The sequence below is a fragment of the Ornithinimicrobium pulveris genome (genome assembly GCF_050261105.1).
Lineage (GTDB): Bacteria > Actinomycetota > Actinomycetes > Actinomycetales > Dermatophilaceae > Ornithinicoccus.
The window spans coordinates 1,014,503-1,031,289 of sequence record NZ_CP189837.1 but is presented as its reverse complement, the minus strand read 5'-3'; the positions used below and the strand labels follow the sequence as shown (position 1 = coordinate 1,031,289).

Sequence of the window (16,787 nt, the reverse complement as noted above, 5' to 3'; positions counted from 1 at the left end):
CACGGGCATCTCGTGGCGCCGGGCGTCAGTCGGATCAGCGCGGGCGCACGGAACCGGCGCCGGCCTCCTCATCCCAGGAGTAGACCTCCACGCCGTCGATCCAGGTGCGCAGCACCCGCGACTGCAGATCCAGCGGGTCACCGGACCAGAGCACCAGATCAGCGTCCTTGCCGACTTCCAGCGAGCCGACGCGGTCGTCCACGCCCAGCACCTTGGCCGGGTTGATCGTGATCGAGCGGAAGGCGGCGTCGCGGTCCATGCCCTCGCGGACGGCGAGCGCGGCCTGGGTGATGAGGTACTCGACCGGGACGACCGGGTGGTCGGTGATGAGCGAGACCTCGACGCCGGCGCGGTCCAGGATGCCGGGGGCGCGCAGCGAGCGGTGGCGGACCTCCACCTTGGAGCGGCTGACGATCATCGGGCCGTAGAGGACCGGGATCCCCTTCTCGGCGAGGACGTCGGCCAGCAGGTAGCTCTCGGTGCCGTGGTCGAGGACGAGGCGGTAGCCGAACTCCTCGGCCAGCCGCAGCGCCGTCGCGATGTCATCGGCGCGATGGCAGTGCTGGCGCCACGGAATCTCCCGCTCGAGCACCTTCACGAGAACATCGCCCACGAGGTCGGTATCGACCGGCTTGCCCTCGGCCGCCGCCAGCCTGGCCTGGTAGGAGCGGGCCGCCGAGAACGCCTTGCGCAGGACCAGCGCGACGCCGAGGCGGGTGCCCGGGGTCTTCTTCTGCTCGCCGTAGACCCGCTTCGGGTTCTCGCCCAGCGCCGACTTCACGCCGGAGGGATTGCGCAGCACCATCTCATCGACCATCCGGCCGTAGGTCTTCAGCGCCACCGCCTGTCCACCGATCGGGTTGCCCGAGCCAGGAGTGATGTTGACGGTGGTGATGCCGCCCATGAGGGCGTCGTCGAAGCCCTGCTCGCGGGGGTTGATGGCGTCGATCGCGCGGGCGGCGGCCATGACCGGATCGGTCATCTCGTTGGTGTCCTGGCCAGCCCAGCCCTCGCCCTCCTCCCACACCCCGAGGTGGACGTGCGCGTCCACCAGCCCCGGGAGCAGCCACCTGCCCTCACACTCGATGACCTGGGCGTCGTCAGGGACCTCGACGTCCTCGACCCCGCCGATCGCCTCGATCTTTCCGTCCCGGACGAGCACGGTCCCGCGCTCCAGCGGGTCGTCGGCGATGGACAGAATGCGGGCTCCGACAAGGGCGATCAGCGACTGTGAACTCATACCCCTACCCTAGGGACCGGCCTGCTGAGTGTGACTGACGCCTCACCACCTGTCCCATCAGCATCGCGACAAACCCTTGTCATCGGGGGTTTACCTCTGGGAGGATGGGAACACTGTGCCGACGCCCGACGTTGGCAACCCAAGAGTAACGAGCGTCCGACACCCGAAATCAGCCGGCGCGCTCGCCCGAAGCGGATACATCGACGTGTCGTCGCGGCCGGACACCCGTATCCCTACCGGGCCAGGCAGTGACGATCACCCACCAGAGCTGCCATCCGGCAGCCCACACGCGAGGAGCACACACTGATGGACTGGCGCGATCGCGCAGCCTGCCTGGAGGAAGACCCCGAGCTCTTCTTTCCGATCGGCAACACGGGCCCTGCCCTGCAGCAGATCGAGGAAGCCAAGGCTGTCTGCCGCACCTGCCCGGTCATCGACACCTGTCTGAAGTGGGCGCTGGAGACCGGTCAGGACGCCGGCGTGTGGGGCGGGCTCTCCGAGGACGAGCGCCGCGCGCTCAAGCGCCGCAAGGCCCGGGCCCGCCGCGCAGGCTGAGCTCACCCAGCAGCCGACCGAAGCCGCACGACGAACCGCACGACGGTTCCGTGCGGCTTCGCCGCATCCCAGGAGATCTCGCCGCGCAGATCACTGATCAGCGCCTCCACGATCTGGGTACCAAGCCCGGTCCGCTCCGGGGTGGCCGAGGGGCCGGTCGGCAGGCCGATCCCGTTGTCGGTGACGGTCACCTCCACGACCTCCTTGCCACCCTCACCCTCCGGCCTCCGACGGGCCTCGACGACGACGCGGGGGGTCGGCACGTCCTGCTCCCCCGGCGGCCCTTCCTCGAACCCGTGCTCCACCGCGTTGTGCACCAACTCGGCCAGAATCATCGCCACGTGCGTCGCGTCCTCGGCCAGCAACCTGCCGAAGGTGCCGCGCAGCTCGGTGCCGACCACCGTGCCGGTCGAGGCCACCTCCACGGTGGCGCGCAAGATCCTGGTCGCGACCTCATCAAAGTCGACCCGCTCGGAGAAGCCCTGGCTGAGGGTGTCGTGCACCAGGGCGACCGTCGACAGGCGCCGACCGGCCTCCGCGAGCGCGTCCCGCGCTGCCGGATCGTCGAGGCGACGTGACTGCAGCCGCAGCAAGGCCGCCACCGTCTGCAGGTTGTTCTTGACCCGGTGGTGGATCTCGCGGATCGTCGCGTCCTTGCTGAGCAGCTCCCGCTCGCGCCGCCGGATCTCGCTGACGTCGCGTAGGAGCAGCAGTGCCCCGACCCGGACCCCACCTCGCATCAGCGGGACGGCGCGCAGGGTCATGTTCATCCCGTCGGTCTCGATCTCGGTGCCCCACGGCGCGCGTCCGGTCAGCACCAGCGGGACGGTCTCATCGACGGTGCTGCCCTCGACGAAGCGGGCCGTGACGATCTCGGACAGATCTGCCCCGTTGACCTGGTCGGTATGCCCGAGACGGCGCAGTGCCGAGACCGCGTTGGGGCTGGCATAGTCGATCAGCCCGTCGGCGGTGAGCCGGACGACGCCGTCGCCCACGCGTGGTGTCCCCCGGCCGACACCCGTGGCCGAGCCCTCGGTCGGGAAGGCGCCCTCGGCGATCATCGCGAACAACTGCTGGCTGATCTGGAGATAGTTGACCTCCAGGCCACCCTGCTGCCGCATGTTCTGCAGATCCGTGTGCCGGATCAGCACAGCGATCGTGCGGCCGCGACGGACCACTGGGACATATTGCTCCCGGACCTGGGTCAGACCGTCCGGCGTGACGCTGCGCCCGGTCTCGAAGACCTGCGTCAACCACCGATGACGGTCGTCCTCCGGCGGTCGCCCGATGACGTCGTCGTGGTAGAAGTTCGGCCCCGTCGTCGGGCGGGCGTGGGCAGCCAGGAACCACGGCGACAGGTGCGGGTCCTCCACGTCGTCCAGCTGCACCGGCAGCCACAACGTCAGGTCGGCGAAGGAGAGGTCCGCCACCATCTGCCAATCACCGACCAGCCGATGCAGCCAGTCGACATCTGCCGGCGACAAGGCGCTCCGGGACAGGGTCTCGCGCAAGGAAGGCACGAGCCGACCCTATGTCCTACCCGGGTCCGCAGCGGCCTGTCACCCTCGACAGCACCCTCGGCAGCCGGTCACTCAGCAGAACCTTGCCGCACCAGACCACGCAGCGTCCGCAGCGCCACCGACAGCGGAGCGAGCCCGGGGCTGTCCATCTTGCCGACGGTGCGCAGCACCTGGCTGGTGCGGTCGAGAGCGGCCCGGTTCTCGATCATCCAGTCCTGGACCCGCTCCACCTGGTCCGACCCGGGTGTGGTGCGCTCGGCGACCGTGCGGCTCAGGCCGCGCATGACGCCATAGATGTCATCGCGCATCGCACCGCGGGCCAGCGAGGACCACCGGTCGTCCCGGGGCAGCTCAGAGACGTGGGTGAGCAGGTCGTCGAACCGGAAGGCTTCGGAGACCCCGAAGTAGACCTGAGCGATCTCCTCGGTGTCGCGGTCCAGCTCGGTCGCCACCTCGACCACGTCCAGCAGCGAGAAGCTGTCCAGCAACGAGGCGTAGCGGTCGGCCAGATCCTCCGGCACCCCGTTGTCCATCGCCCACCGGGCCCGCTCGGCATAGCGCTCGTGCTCGGTGCCCTGCAACAGCTCGCCCATCTTGGGCGTGAGCGCCTGCACCGGACCGGCGAACTGCTCGATCTCCCGCTCGATGCTCCCGCTGAGCGACCGGTTGTTGAGGAACCAGCGCGCGGCGCGGTCGATCAACCGGCGGAACTCCAGGTAGAGCTCGGTCTGGGTGTCGGTGTCGACCACATTGTCCAGCGCCTCGACCGCGTCGAAGAAACTCGCCGAGTCGAAGACGGCGCGGACCACGTGGAAGGTCCGCGCGATCTGGGTCAACGTGGCGCCGGTCTCATCGGCTGCCCGGAAGGCGAAGCTCACACCACCACGGTTGACCATCGCATCGGCCAGCTCGTTCACGATGATCTGCCGGCGCAGGGGGTGCTCCAGCAACTGCTGGTGTGCCACCTCGCGCAGCGGCCCCGGGAAGTAGTCGAGCAGCGACTGCGTCATCGCCGGGTCGTCGACCAGTTCGCTGTCAGCCAGGCCATCCTTGATCCCGAGCTTGGAGTAGGCCACCAGCACCGAAAACTCGGGGCTGGTCAGACCCGTGCCGTCCTTCTCGCGCTTGGCCCATTCCTTGCGGTCGGGCAGGAACTCCAGCCGCGGGTCCAGCCCGGCCGTCTCAGCCAGGTGCGCGATCAGCCGCTGATGAACCGGGGCCATCACCTCGCGCTGGCTGCGGCCGTTGCCGATGAGCACGTTCTGGTCGTAATTGTGCCGCAGCACCTTGTCGGCGACCTCGTCGGTCATCGAGGCGAGTAGCTCGTCCCGGCTCTCCATCGACATCTCACCACTGGCGACCAGGGGGGTCAGCGCGATCTTGATGTTGACCTCGTGGTCCGAGCTGTCGACACCGGCCGAGTTGTCGATCGCGTCGGTGTTGACATGCACCCCGTGCAGGGCCGCCTCGACGCGGCCGAGCTGGCTCAGCCCCAGGTTGCCGCCCTCACCGACGACGCGCACCCGCAGGTCCTGCCCGTCAACGCGGATCGCGTCATTGGCTCGGTCCCCGATCGAGGCGTTGGTCTCGGTGGAGGCCTTGACGTAGGTGCCGATGCCGCCATTCCAGAGCAGGTCGACCGGCGCCTGCAGGATCGCCTTCATCAGCTCCGACGGCGTCAACGTGGTCACGCCGTCCTCGATCCCGAGTCGCTCGCGCACCTGGTCGCTGATCGGCACCGACTTGGCCGAACGGGGGTAGATCCCGCCTCCCTCGCTGATCAGCGAGCTGTCGTAGTCCTCCCAGCTTGACCCGGAGAGTTCGAACATCCGCTGCCGCTCGGCATACGAGGACGCGGCGTCGGGGTCGGGGTCGAGGAAGATGTGGCGGTGGTCGAAGGCGGCCACCAGCCGGATGTGCTCGGAGAGCAGCATTCCGTTACCGAAGACGTCACCGGACATGTCGCCGATCCCGACCACGGTGAAGTCCTCGGACTGGGTGTCCAGGTCGAGCTCGCGGAAGTGGCGCTTGACCGACTCCCACGCACCGCGGGCGGTGATCCCCATCTCCTTGTGGTCATATCCCGCCGAGCCACCAGAGGCGAAGGCGTCGTCGAGCCAGAAGCCGTAGTCGCGGGAGATGCTGTTAGCCAGGTCCGAGAAACTCGCGGTGCCCTTGTCAGCCGCGACGACCAGGTAGGTGTCGTCGCCGTCGTGGCGCACCACCCGCTCCGGCGGGACGACACCGTCGGCGGTCCGGTTGTCGGTGACATCGAGCAGGCCGGAGATGAAGGTGCGGTAGGCCGCCTTCCCCTCCTCCAGCCAGGCCTGCCGGTCCGAGGGCGAGGGCAGCTGCTTGGCGAAGAAGGCACCCTTGGACCCGGTCGGCACGATGACGGCGTTCTTGACCATCTGCGCCTTGACCAGGCCGAGCACCTCGGTGCGGAAGTCCTCACGCCGGTCACTCCAGCGCAGGCCGCCGCGGGCCACCGATCCGAAGCGCAGGTGCGAGCCCTCGACGCGGGGTGCATAGACCCAGATCTCGAAGGCCGGCCGGGGCTCGGGCAGCAGCGGCAGCTCGCGCGGCAGCAGTTTGAGGCAGACCCGCGCCTTGGGTGCGCCGGACTCGTCGACCTGGAAGTAGTTGGTGCGCACCGTGGCGCGGACCACGTCCACGATGGCCCGCAGGATGCGGTCGTGGTCGAGGCTGGCGACCTCATCCAGCACCCGGCCTAGGTCGGCCACGATCTCCTCGGTCTGCTGCTCCCGCGCCTCGCCGTCGTCGCCCGAGTCAGGGTCGAAGCGGGCGCCGAAGAGCTGGATCACCAGGTGGGCGATGGCCGGGTTGGCGACCAGCGCCTCCTCGATGTAGTCCAGGCTGAAGGTGCCGATCTGCCGCACGTAGCGGACAAGCGTGCGCAAGATGACGACCTGCCGCCAGTCGAGCCCAGCCGTCAGCACGAGGGAGTTGAGCCGGTCGGACTCGGCCGCACCACTCCATACGGCCGTGAAGGCGTCCTCGAAGCCGGCAGCCACGTCGGCCTCGGATCGACCGTCCTGACCCGTCCACACCGACTCGGAGTCCGCGCGCAGCCCGAAGTCGTAGATGTAGCTCGTCCCACCAGCACCGTCCAGCTCGTAGGGCCGCTGGACCGTGACCTCGAGCCCGAGGTCGGCGAAGACGGGCAGGACGTCGGTGAGGGACATCTCCTCGGTGCGGTAGACCTTCATCCGCCGCTCGGCGTCGTCATCTCCGTCCGCGCGGTACAGGTGCGGGCGCACCGCGCCGCCCTCGCTCTCCAGCTCGCCGAGGCGCAGCAGGTCGAAGTAGCCGGTCTCCCCGTCGAAGTCCTCCTTGTAGGCCTCCGGGAAGGACTCGCCGTAGCGGGCCACCACATCGCCCGCCGCGCCCTCGTCGGCCACATGGTTGGCGACCGCGTCGGTGAGCCCCTCCGACCAGCTGCGGGTCACCCGCGCCAGGTCCTCCTGCAGCTGCGCGTCGTCCACGTCCACCGAGCCGCCGTCCTTGGGCAGCCGGATGACGAAGTGCAGCTGGGCCAGCGGGCCGTCGCCGACCCGGGTGGCGTAGTCCGCGAGCTCGCCGCCGAAGGTGCGCTCGAGCAGCTCCTGGATCCGCAGCCGCGAGCCGGTGTTGTAGCGGTCGCGCGGGAGGAAGACGACGACGCTGGCGAAGCGGCCGAACTCGTCGCGGCGCACGAAGGCGCGCGACTCGGGCCGCTCGAGCAGGCGCACGACCTCGTTGGCGGTCTCCTGCAGCTGCTCGACCGAGGACTGGAAGAGCTCGTCGCGGGGGAAGCCCTCCAGGACGCTGATCAGGTCCTTGCCGGAGTGGCTGTCGGGCGCATAGCCGCTCGCCGCGACGATCTCGCGGACCTTGTTGCCGACGATCGGCAGCCGGCCCGTGGACTCCGCGTAGGCCGTCTGGGTGAACAGCCCCAGGAAGCGCTGCTCACCCACCACCCGGCCCTCCCGGTCGAACCGCCGGATGCCGATGTAGTCCAGGGTCACCGGCCGGTGCACGGTGGCGCGGGTGTTGGCCTTGGTCACCGTGAGCAGGCGCGGCTCGCGCGCGGTAGCGGACGCCTCAGGCCGCAGCGGGCTGAGCGTGGGCTCGGCGCCCGGCTCATCCCGCAGGATGCCCAGGCCGCTGCCGCGGACCGACCTCAGGTATGACGTTCCCTCCGGCAGCGGGCGGCCGTCACCGGGGTCCTCGCCCGGCTCGAGCAGCTCGTAGGAGCGGTAGCCCAGGTAGGTGAAGTGATGGTCATCCAGCCAGCGCAGGAAGTCCACGGTGGGCCGCACGGTCGACTGGTCGACCGTGCTGGGCGGGGCCACCTCGAGGTCGGCGATGATCGCGCGGACCTTCTGGCGCATCGCCGGCCAGTCGTCGACGGAGCGGCGGACATCACGCAGCACGTCCTGGAGACCGGACTGGAGGGCATCGCGGTCGGCCTCGCGTCGGACCCGGTCGACGTTGACCAGGATCCAGGACTCGACGTGATCACCCTGCTGGGCATCCCGCGGGTCGACGTCGAGGATCTCCGGTCCGCTGCCCTCCGCCCGGCGCACCACCAGCTGCGGGTGGAGCAGCTGGTGGACGTGCAGGTCGTGGCGCCCGATCTCGCCGAGCACGGAGTCCACGAGGAAGGGCATGTCGTCGGTGAGGACCTGGACGGTGGTGTGCCGGCTGGACCATCCGTCCTGCTCGTCGCTGGGGTTGAAGACCCGCACGGCCGCGGTGCCGGGCGTGCGCTCGGCAGCGAGGTCGGCCATCGACCGCGCCACAAGCGCTCGTTGCTCCGGCCCGAGCCGTCGTGCCTCGTCAGGTGCGTGGTGGAAAAAGCGGTCCATCAGCGTCTCGGGTGACCCCATCGCTAACTAGCACTCCCTCAGTCGTGGTTGTGGCGCACCCCGTCGTGTGCCCGGGCTCAGCGTACTCCGACAGGTGCGCCTGGGGATGACGCAGGGTGGTCCCTCCCGCGGCGACCTACAGTGGGGACATGCCGGGACCCCTCAGCCCTCAGCGGGCGCAGTCCGCCGGGCTGCCGCGGGAGAAGGGCGAAGCCGGCTCCAGGGCGCAGACCGCGGGGCCGTCACGGGCATTGTCGCGGGCCGCCTCGCTGGCGGTGGTGGAGGACCTGCAGTCAGCCGCGGCCGACCTGGGCTGGCCCGAGGTCACAGCTCTCGCCGACGCGCTGATCGACCGGCTGTGCCATGTCGTGGTGGATCTGGGCGCAGGACTGGAACAGCCGACCCCGCACCCGGCCGTCGCGGGCGCCATCGGCGGCCCCTCGCGGCCACTGGATCACGCCTCCTGCCGCTCTGCCTCGGCGGCCCTCCGGCGGACGGGCCACCGCCTCACTCTCGATCCGGCGGCATCGGCCCTGGCCGCCACCGCGGCGCAGGTCGCCCTGGACCTCGCAGATCTGCTCGACCAGACCGTGGACCTGGAGCGGTCCGGCCGGTTGCGGATCAGCCACAAGGGCGTCGTGCTGCGCCGCCTGCATGCCCTGGCCCGACAGCTCGGCCCCACCGATCAGGCGCCGTTCACCCGCTAGTCGCGCACTAGTGTTGGCGCCATGAGGATCACCGAGACCGTCGTCCACCAGGCGGACCTGCAGCGGACCTACGCGATGCTGACGAACCCGGACTACCAGCGGCTCCGGTGCGAGCGCGCAGGAGCGACGGACGAGACGGTGACCGTCGAGCCGGCTGGTGGCGATGCCCTCGAGGTGACGACCCGGCGGCACCTGCCGACGACCGGCGTGCCGGATGTCGCGAAGGCCTTCGTGGGCCCCACCCTGCTCGTGGTGGAGACGGTGCGCTGGGGCGCAGCCGACGCCGACGGTGAGCGCGAGGCAGCGATGTCGCTCGACCTGCCCGGCACCCCGGTGCGCTTCATGGGCGGCATCCACCTGCGCCGTGGCGCCACCGAGGGAACCACCGAGCAGGTCGTCGACGGCGACCTGGAGGCCAACATCCCCTTCATCGGCAAGCGGATCGAGGCAGCGGTGGCCCCGCAGGTCGCCGAGATCGTCCAGCTCGAAGCGCAGGTGGCCCGGGAGTGGCTGGCGCGAGGCTGAGTGAGCACGCGCTCGCGCGTCGGCGTCAGCCCATGTGGGGGTAGCGGTAGTCCGTGGCCGGCACGTAGGTCTCCTTGATGACCCGCGTGTTGATCCACCGCTGCAGGTTGGCCGCCGAGCCGGCCTTGTCGTTGGTGCCCGAGGACCGGGCACCACCGAAGGGCTGCTGGCCGACGACGGCGCCGGTCGGCTTGTCGTTGATGTAGAAGTTGCCGGCGGCAAAGCGCAGCGCGTGCGTCACCTCAGCAATGGCCTGGCGGTCCTGGGCGATGATCGCGCCGGTGAGCGCGTAGGGCGCGACCGACTCCATCTGCTCGAGCATGCCCGCCCACTGGCGGTCCTGGTAGACGTGCACGGTCAGGATGGGGCCGAAGTACTCGGTGGTCACCATCTCGTGCGCCGGATCCTGCACGACCGCGATGGTCGGCCGCACGAAGTAGCCCTCGGAGTCGTCGTAGGTCCCGCCCGCGATGAGCTCGACCTTGTCGTCCGCGTGCGCGGCATCGATGACCTTCTTGTGCTTGGCGAAGGCCTTGGCGTCGATGACCGCACCCATGAAGTTGGACAGGTCGCGAACGTCGCCGACCGTCAAGCTCTCGGTGACCTGGACGAGGTCATCCTTGAGCTCCTTCCACAGCGAGGCCGGGACGTAGGCGCGCGAGGCCGCCGAGCACTTCTGGCCCTGGTACTCAAAGGCACCGCGCACCATCGCGGTCCGGAGCACGTCGAGGTCGGCGCTGGGGTGGGCGACGATGAAGTCCTTGCCGCCGGTCTCCCCCACGATGCGCGGGTAGGAGCGGTAACGCGAGAGGTTGGCGCCGATCTCCTTCCAGAACATGTTGAAGATCGCGGTCGACCCGGTGAAGTGCACCCCGGCGAAGTCCTGGTGGTCGAGCACCGCGTCGGAGATCGACGGCCCGGTGCCGGTCACCATGTTGATGACGCCGTCCGGCAGACCGGCCGCCTGGAGCAGCTCCATGGTGACGCTGGCGGCCCGCTGCTGGGTGGTCGCAGGCTTCCAGACCACGGTGTTACCCATCAGCGCCGGTGCGGTCGGCAGGTTGGCGCCGATGGCGGTGAAGTTGAACGGGGTGACGGCGTAGACGAAACCCTCGAGGGGACGCTGGTCGATCCGGTTCCAGGTGCCCGGGGCGTTGCGGATCGGCTGCTCGGCGAGCAGCTGCCGCGCGTAGTGCACGTTGAAGCGCCAGAAGTCGGCGAGCTCACACGCGGCGTCGATCTCGGCCTGGTAGACGGTCTTGCTCTGGCCGAGCATCGTCGCAGCATTCATCCGCGCGCGCCACGGCCCGGAGAGCAGGTCGGCGGCCTTGAGGATCACCGCGGCCCGGTCCTCAAAACTGAGATCCCGCCACCCTGCCGAGGCCTCGAGGCTGGCGTCGATGGCCGCCGTGGCCTCCGCGGTGGTGGCATCACGCAGGGTGCCGAGCACCTCGCCATGCGCGTGCGGCTGCACCACGTCGATCTCGGCACCCTTGCCGGTGACCTCCTGGCCGCCGATGATGTGCGGCAGCTCGACCGGGGTCGACGCGAGTTGGGCGAGCGCGACCTCGATCTCGGCCCGCTCGGGGCTGCCCGGGGCGTAGTCCCGCACTGGCTCGTTCTGCGGGGTGGGCACGTCGACGATGGCGTCCATGTTCTCGGGTCTTCCGTCCAGGTCGGGGAGCGTGATCGCCCCCAGCGTATGACGTGAACGTCAACCTCGGTCGGTCAGCCCCAAGACCAGCTCGATGACGTGCGCGAGCTCGGTGGTGTCGTACCAGCTCAGCTCCACCTCGGCCGCGTCCCCACCCGCACCACCGGCACCATCCGCCCCAACGGAGCCAAGGGCTCCGGCGTCACCGGTGACGACATCGTCCCCGACGTGCAGGGCCGCCACGCGGGGCAGGTCGACGGCACCAACGGTGACCGCGCCACTCCCCCTCTCCTCGCCCTCCCCTGCGACGACGTCGGTGTCGCCCTCAGCCAGGTCCGCCGCCGCCACGACGACCGGCGACCCCCTCCGCAGCTGGACCTCCGCGGCCTGCTGGAGCGCGGCATACTCCCACTCCTCCTGGTCGGCCGAGGGCCGCTCGGCGCGCAGCGCCCCGGTGACGGCGAAGGCGGGCAGCGGACCCTCGATCCGGCGCTGCGACTGCAGCGCCTCCAACTGCTGGAGGTCGAGCGGGAGGTAGCAGCGAAGGGTGCTCATCGACGGATCTCTCCTGGTGGGTCGGACGGTCCAGCCTCATCGTCGCAGACCCCGCCCATCAGGTGCAGGATCAGGCCGACACGCTGGTGCGCCGCCACGGCAACCGGCTGCCGCGGGTACGACTGGCGCTGGCGTGCCGGTCCCCGACCAGGTCGGCCACGTGGGCGAGGGCGGCGCGCGCCGGGCTGCTGGGGCGGGCCTCACGCAGTGACCGCCCCTGCAGCAGGCAGCTGTCGAAGGCCTCTCGGTCGTCGGGCACCAGCACCGGCCGGGTGACCCCGGCGAACCGGGCCAGCGCGTCGGCGATCCGGCGCTCTGGATCGGGCCCCACCGGGCCGGGACGCACGCGCGTCACCACGACGGTGCGGGGAGCCACGCAGTGCTCGCCGACCTCGTCCAGCCCACGCACCAAGCGCTGCAGCCCGACTGGATCGCCGGTCCCGACGACCACGAGGTGGTCGGCCGCCTCGAGAGCGGTCAGGGTCGCGCCGTTGCGCCGCGGCGCCAGGGTGTCGAAGGACAGTTCTTCGTCCTGCTCCAGGTAGGCGGAGACGTCGACGACGGTCCAGCCGGCGATCTCCCGGCAGGCTTCCAGCACATCGGCGAGGGAGGGTTCCCGTAGCTCGGGCCAACGGTCCGCGCGCGGCAGTCCGGTCAACACACGCAGGCCGGGCGCCACCTCCGGGGCCAGGCGGGTCATCGCGTCCCGGTCCAAGCCGCCCTGGTCGGCCAGGCGGGCTGCGGCGGCCACGCCGGGGACCTCGTCCAGCACGGCGAGCCACTGCCCCACGCTCGCGCCGTACGTGTCTGCATCGACCACCATCACCGGGTGGATCGGGTCCGCCAGCTCCGCGGCCAGGTTGAGCGCGACCGAGGTCCGGCCGGGGCTACCCGTGGGACCCCACACCACCACGATGCGGCCCCGCGTGCGTCCCGAAGACCCCCGCTCCGGTCGCTGTTCGAGGTCGCCGTCGCTGTCGTCAGCGTTCTCGTCCGCACAGGCCGGTTCGGGCATCGGGCTGTCGGGCCCGGTTTCCCCCTCCTCGGCGAGACCTCCCCGCTCACCCCCGCCGAGTGCCCCCAGGTCCCGGTATGCCGTGTCCGCCCCTCTCCTGACGCCCGCCCCTTCCCCTGTGGGAGACCTGGCATCGCCCATGGCGTCAGCGCTCAGGGTGTGGGTGAGGTCGGCGGCGGTCTCGCCCAGGGTCTCTCCGGACGCCAACCGTTCTAACTGGGTCTCGAAGTCGGCGCCCTCGGCGTCCACGGGAAGGACGCTCACCGCTCCCCAGCGCACCAGGGCCCTGGCCCCGGCCTCGTTGTCGGGCGGGTGGACACCGATCACCGCCACGCCGTGGGCGCTCAGGGTATCCAGGACCTCGCGGTCCAGGCCGCGCAGGTCGGAGGACACGACGGCCACCTTGCCCACTCCAGCTGCCGCCACGCCCAGCAGCTCCGCGACGTCCGCGCACCGGCGGGCCACGTGCGAGTGGGCCGAGGCCGACAGCGTCCTGGCCAGCTCGGCTTCCCACCGAGGTGCGACGGCCGTCAACAGCGGCAGACTCATCCGCCGTCGCCCTTCGTGCGCGGGGCCGGCACAAGCGTGACCCGTGCCCCCTGGTCGACGGCGCCCACCACCTGGCCGACCCGTTCGGCGGGAACGACGACCTGCACCGCACTGCGGCCCAGGCCCGCCCCCAGGCCACTGGTGTCCCCGGGCACGTGGTCGACGACGGCTCCGGCTAGGAGCAGCTGCGGATCCTCGAAGGCCTCACCCGGCACCGAGCGATCGCGCTTGCTGACCCACACGTCGACCACGGAACCGGCGCTGAGGGTCCGGGCGGCGACCGGTTCCACCGGGACGTTCACCGCCTTGTCCAGTGCCTGCCGCGCGGACCCGAGGGAACTCGCCGGGACCAACTCGCCCACGGACACCGACCGCGTCAGGTAGGTCCCCGGCGCCAGCGTCCCTCCCGCATCGACGTAATGAGCCATCGCCGGTCCCATCCGAACAGGCACGGCGACCAGGTCGTCCTCCGTGACCGGTTGGCCGGGCAGGAGATCCCGGGCTGCGGCATACACGGGCATGCTGTCGTCCAGCGCGGAGACCAGGCGCACGCCTCCTGCGATCGAGAGCAGCACGAGGAGGAGCCCGACGATCAGGCGAAGGTCCCGCCAGCTCGGCGGCTGCAGTCGCCGTGCTGATCGCGTCTCAGGCTCGGCTGCCCGCCGTCCCCTCGTCCCCCGGTCCTGTGCCCGCACCGACATCCTCTCGCTCAGCTCCCCTCACCAGCTGTCGTGGTCCCGCCACCGTATCCGCGCTGACACACGGTCCGACCATCTTGTCCACAGGCAGGTCAAGGCGGGGCCATGAATCCGTAAAATCTTGACCAAGAACCTGCGCGAATGAGCACAGACGAACACAAACAAGCACGAACGGGACCGGCCGGCCACGCATTACAGTGGCTGGACCACCGCGAAAGGAGGCCCCGGTGCCCAGCCCTCGATTCCTGACCCTGACCGACGTCGCCGAGACGCTGAACGTGTCGCTGTCCCAGGTCAAGGCGCTGGTCCGCAGCGGTGACCTCCAGGGTGTGAAACTCGGTGGCCGCGGCGTCTGGCGCGTGGAGAACACCGAGCTGGAGGCCTACATCCAGCGGATGTACGAGCAGACCCGCGAGAGCATCTCGCGCGGCGCCGATGACCTCGACTGACCACGCCCCCTCACAGCTCCCAGGGTGCTGGATCACAGTCGGCGCACGGCGGCGAGAGCGGCATACGGGATCGTGACCCGGCCCCGGGCGACGCGGGCGCGCGGCGCCTGATCATCAGCATGGCGCACCAGGTCGAGGTGGTCGGCCAGCACCCGCTCGATGGTGCCGGTCACCTGATCTCCGTCTCGGTCATGCACCCGGACCGGAGCCCGATCCCGGCTCACGGCCCGTAGGGCGTGGCGCAGCCCGAAGCGCCGGCTGGCCGCAGCCGGGCGGGCATCCACGGCGCTGCCGAGGGCCTCTAGTGCCGAGAGCGCGCCGATGGGGACGATCAACTCGGCGCCCCTGGCCGCTCTGGTGCTGCTGATAGGCGCAGCGCCGTGGGCGTGAGCGCCCGTCGGTGGTGTCGCTTCCTCCCGCTCGAGCAGGAGCCACCCGTCCCCGACGTCGACCAGTCGACCCGCGATCCAGCCGAGCCCGCTGACCCGCATCCGAAGGGGGTAGTCCTGCGCGGCGACGAGTCGGGCGATCAGCTCGACCTGCCCCACCTCCGCACGCGTGTGCTCAGCAACCTCGGCGGCATGCTCCGCCCTGGCCAGCCCATCGAGCTGCGCCTCGAGATCTGCGAACAGCCTGTCCCACCGCACCGGTCCATCGTGCCATTGCGGGGCGCCCACCCCACGTGGCCATCCACAGCCCTCTTGCGCATGGTCGAGACGCCCTCTACTGTTCTTATACAGACGCAAACGACCGCAAACACACACTTAAGCACGCAGGGACTCGGGAGGGACGATGAGCAGCAAGCCACCGGGTGGAGCAGCGAACCCGGCGACACCGATCGAGCGCACGCACAGCCACCAGACGCGGGCGATCGCGCTGGGAGCGGCGGGGACAGGACTGAGTGCACTCCTGGCCACCTGTCTCCTGCTCACGACGGTCCGGCAGTGGCCAGGTGTGGGTGTGATCGAGGTTGCGGAGGCGCTGTCCTTCCTCGCCCTCGCGGCGGCAGCCGGCCTGGCTCTCTGGGCCACTGCCCTCCTGGCGGACGCCACGTTCCTGCTCGTCCGGCAGCGCGTTCACCTCGGTCTCACCCAGGTCGGTCGCGCCCGGCTGAGCAGGCGATTGGCCACCGGGTTGCTGGCGCTCGCGGCCAGCGGTGCCGCAAGCCCTGCGCTTGCTGTCCCTGTCACTGGGCCGGCGGTTCACGCGGCAGCCACGGCCAACGATCAGCACGCAGACGAGAACGCAGACGAGCACGACGCACCGACGACTCCACAGGGGGACGAGCAGATGCAGGACCCGGCAGATGGCACAACGGACCTCTCGCACGACGGAGAACTGGCCAGCGAGGCACACGAGGCCGGTGGCGCACCGGAAGAGGCCGGTGGCGCACCGGAAGAGGCCGGTGGCGCACCGAACGAAGCCGGTGGCGCGACCGACCCAGGCGAGGGACACGACATACCGGTGCCGGGCTGGACACCGACCGTCCTGCCCGCACCGTCCCCGACCCCACACCAGCAGGCGGATGTCTCGCTGGTGGGCGCCGCGCCGCGCGACGGCGAGCGCCACAAGGAGGCGGAACAGGCGCAGGTCGTCGTCCTGGCCGGCGACTCGCTGTGGGCGATCGCGGCCAGACAGCTCGGGCCCGACGCCTCGTCCGCGGACATCGCCGAGCACTGGCCGCGCTGGTACGCCGCCAATCAGGACATCATCGGCCCGGACCCGGATCTCATCCTCCCCGGTCAGGTGCTCACCGCACCCGCCCTCCCGGTCGGGGCGGGCCGATGAGCGCCGCCGCGGCCGAGCGCCCGGCTACCACGTACCTGGTCGATACCGCTGACCAGACCTCCGGTGACCAGACCTCCGCTGACCAGACCGCCCGACGGTCCGGCCCTTCGGTCCTGCGGATCGTGCCCGCCCCGCGGACCGACCCCGCGAGCTCCGGCCCGGACTGGGGTGAGCGGGAGCGGCCACCCGCACCCGAGTCCTTCGTGCAGGGCACGCTCGCCGTGGACTTCCAGGACAGCGAGCACGATGCCTTCTTCGGTCCGCAGCTCACCCGGTCCCGAGAGCTTCCGGAGCCGCAACTCTGGGGACGCCGGATGGTCCAGGCCATCCTCGAGGTCCAGGACGGCACCCGCGGAGCCGACCAGCTGGGCCGCTGGGTGATCCCGGACATCAAGGAACGCGCGCGCCGTCGCGGCGCCCTCGCCCGACGCCGTGGGCGCAGGACCCACCGACCCCCGATCATCCGGACGATGCTGTGCAGCGAGCCGGCCGACGGGGTCTGCGAACTCTCGCTCGTCGTCTGGGCCGATGGCCGGATCCGCGCGCTGGCCGTGCGGATCAGCGGAGTGGATGGCAGGTGGCTGGTGACCGCCTGGGAGATGGGCTGAGAGACCACATGAGCAGACTTTCAAACATGCACAACGTCCCGTATGCCGTCGCT

The 16,787-nt window shown here is 70.4% G+C and carries 14 protein-coding genes; 6 read left to right on the top strand and 8 right to left on the bottom strand.

Annotated elements, in window-relative coordinates:
• Positions 1 to 34: 34 nt before the first annotated feature.
• Positions 35 to 1,240, bottom strand: a complete 1,206-nt coding sequence (locus ACQBAT_RS04765; RefSeq protein ID WP_420748005.1) for an amidohydrolase — start codon at positions 1,238 to 1,240, stop codon at positions 35 to 37.
• Between the two features lie 306 nt (positions 1,241 to 1,546).
• On the opposite strand from ACQBAT_RS04765, the gene ACQBAT_RS04760 reads away from it, so the two are divergent.
• Positions 1,547 to 1,795: a WhiB family transcriptional regulator gene (locus ACQBAT_RS04760; protein WP_188428358.1), complete on the top strand. Its 249-nt coding sequence runs from the start codon at positions 1,547 to 1,549 to the stop codon at positions 1,793 to 1,795.
• A gap of 2 nt (positions 1,796 to 1,797) precedes the next feature.
• Here ACQBAT_RS04760 and ACQBAT_RS04755 read toward each other — a convergent pair whose 3' ends face one another.
• Positions 1,798 to 3,315, bottom strand: a complete 1,518-nt coding sequence (locus ACQBAT_RS04755; protein ID WP_420748004.1) for a sensor histidine kinase — start codon at positions 3,313 to 3,315, stop codon at positions 1,798 to 1,800.
• 68 nt (positions 3,316 to 3,383) lie between these two features.
• A complete protein-coding gene (locus tag ACQBAT_RS04750) occupies positions 3,384 to 8,207 on the bottom strand; it encodes an NAD-glutamate dehydrogenase (protein ID WP_420748003.1) in 4,824 nt (1,607 codons plus the stop codon).
• 128 nt (positions 8,208 to 8,335) lie between these two features.
• Here ACQBAT_RS04750 and ACQBAT_RS04745 point away from each other — a divergent pair, with 128 nt between their 5' ends.
• Both ACQBAT_RS04745 and ACQBAT_RS04740 read left to right on the top strand, forming a co-directional pair.
• A complete protein-coding gene (locus ACQBAT_RS04745; protein ID WP_420748002.1) occupies positions 8,336 to 8,893 on the top strand; it encodes a hypothetical protein in 558 nt (185 codons plus the stop codon).
• A 21-nt stretch (positions 8,894 to 8,914) separates the two neighbouring features.
• Positions 8,915 to 9,418, top strand: coding sequence for a DUF2505 domain-containing protein (locus ACQBAT_RS04740; RefSeq protein ID WP_420748001.1), 504 nt, complete (start codon positions 8,915 to 8,917; stop codon positions 9,416 to 9,418).
• 25 nt (positions 9,419 to 9,443) lie between these two features.
• Here the strand turns inward: ACQBAT_RS04740 and pruA are convergent, their stop codons facing one another.
• From pruA to ACQBAT_RS04720, 4 genes are all read right to left on the bottom strand, one after another.
• On the bottom strand, positions 9,444 to 11,072 hold the full coding sequence (gene pruA, locus ACQBAT_RS04735; protein WP_420748000.1) for an L-glutamate gamma-semialdehyde dehydrogenase: 1,629 nt from the start codon (positions 11,070 to 11,072) through the stop codon (positions 9,444 to 9,446).
• 60 nt (positions 11,073 to 11,132) lie between these two features.
• Positions 11,133 to 11,627 (bottom strand): DUF6912 family protein, encoded by a 495-nt coding sequence (locus ACQBAT_RS04730; RefSeq protein WP_420747999.1) that lies wholly within the window; start codon positions 11,625 to 11,627, stop codon positions 11,133 to 11,135.
• Positions 11,628 to 11,697: 70 nt separating this feature from the next.
• Positions 11,698 to 13,191, bottom strand: a complete 1,494-nt coding sequence (locus ACQBAT_RS04725; protein WP_420747998.1) for an AAA family ATPase — start codon at positions 13,189 to 13,191, stop codon at positions 11,698 to 11,700.
• A complete protein-coding gene (locus ACQBAT_RS04720) occupies positions 13,188 to 13,892 on the bottom strand; it encodes an SAF domain-containing protein (protein WP_420747997.1) in 705 nt (234 codons plus the stop codon). The genes ACQBAT_RS04725 and ACQBAT_RS04720 overlap by 4 nt, the downstream gene beginning before the upstream one ends.
• Positions 13,893 to 14,116: 224 nt before the next feature.
• Here ACQBAT_RS04720 and ACQBAT_RS04715 point away from each other — a divergent pair, with 224 nt between their 5' ends.
• Positions 14,117 to 14,338 (top strand): helix-turn-helix transcriptional regulator, encoded by a 222-nt coding sequence (locus tag ACQBAT_RS04715; RefSeq protein WP_420747996.1) that lies wholly within the window; start codon positions 14,117 to 14,119, stop codon positions 14,336 to 14,338.
• A gap of 32 nt (positions 14,339 to 14,370) precedes the next feature.
• Here ACQBAT_RS04715 and ACQBAT_RS04710 read toward each other — a convergent pair whose 3' ends face one another.
• A complete protein-coding gene (locus tag ACQBAT_RS04710; RefSeq protein ID WP_420747995.1) occupies positions 14,371 to 14,985 on the bottom strand; it encodes a hypothetical protein in 615 nt (204 codons plus the stop codon).
• A gap of 145 nt (positions 14,986 to 15,130) precedes the next feature.
• Between ACQBAT_RS04710 and ACQBAT_RS04705 the strand changes: the two genes are divergently transcribed.
• Both ACQBAT_RS04705 and ACQBAT_RS04700 read left to right on the top strand, forming a co-directional pair.
• A complete protein-coding gene (locus ACQBAT_RS04705; protein ID WP_420747994.1) occupies positions 15,131 to 16,126 on the top strand; it encodes a LysM peptidoglycan-binding domain-containing protein in 996 nt (331 codons plus the stop codon).
• Positions 16,123 to 16,734, top strand: coding sequence for an Rv3235 family protein (locus ACQBAT_RS04700; protein ID WP_420747993.1), 612 nt, complete (start codon positions 16,123 to 16,125; stop codon positions 16,732 to 16,734). The genes ACQBAT_RS04705 and ACQBAT_RS04700 overlap by 4 nt, the downstream gene beginning before the upstream one ends.
• The last annotated feature ends 53 nt before the right edge of the window (positions 16,735 to 16,787 follow it).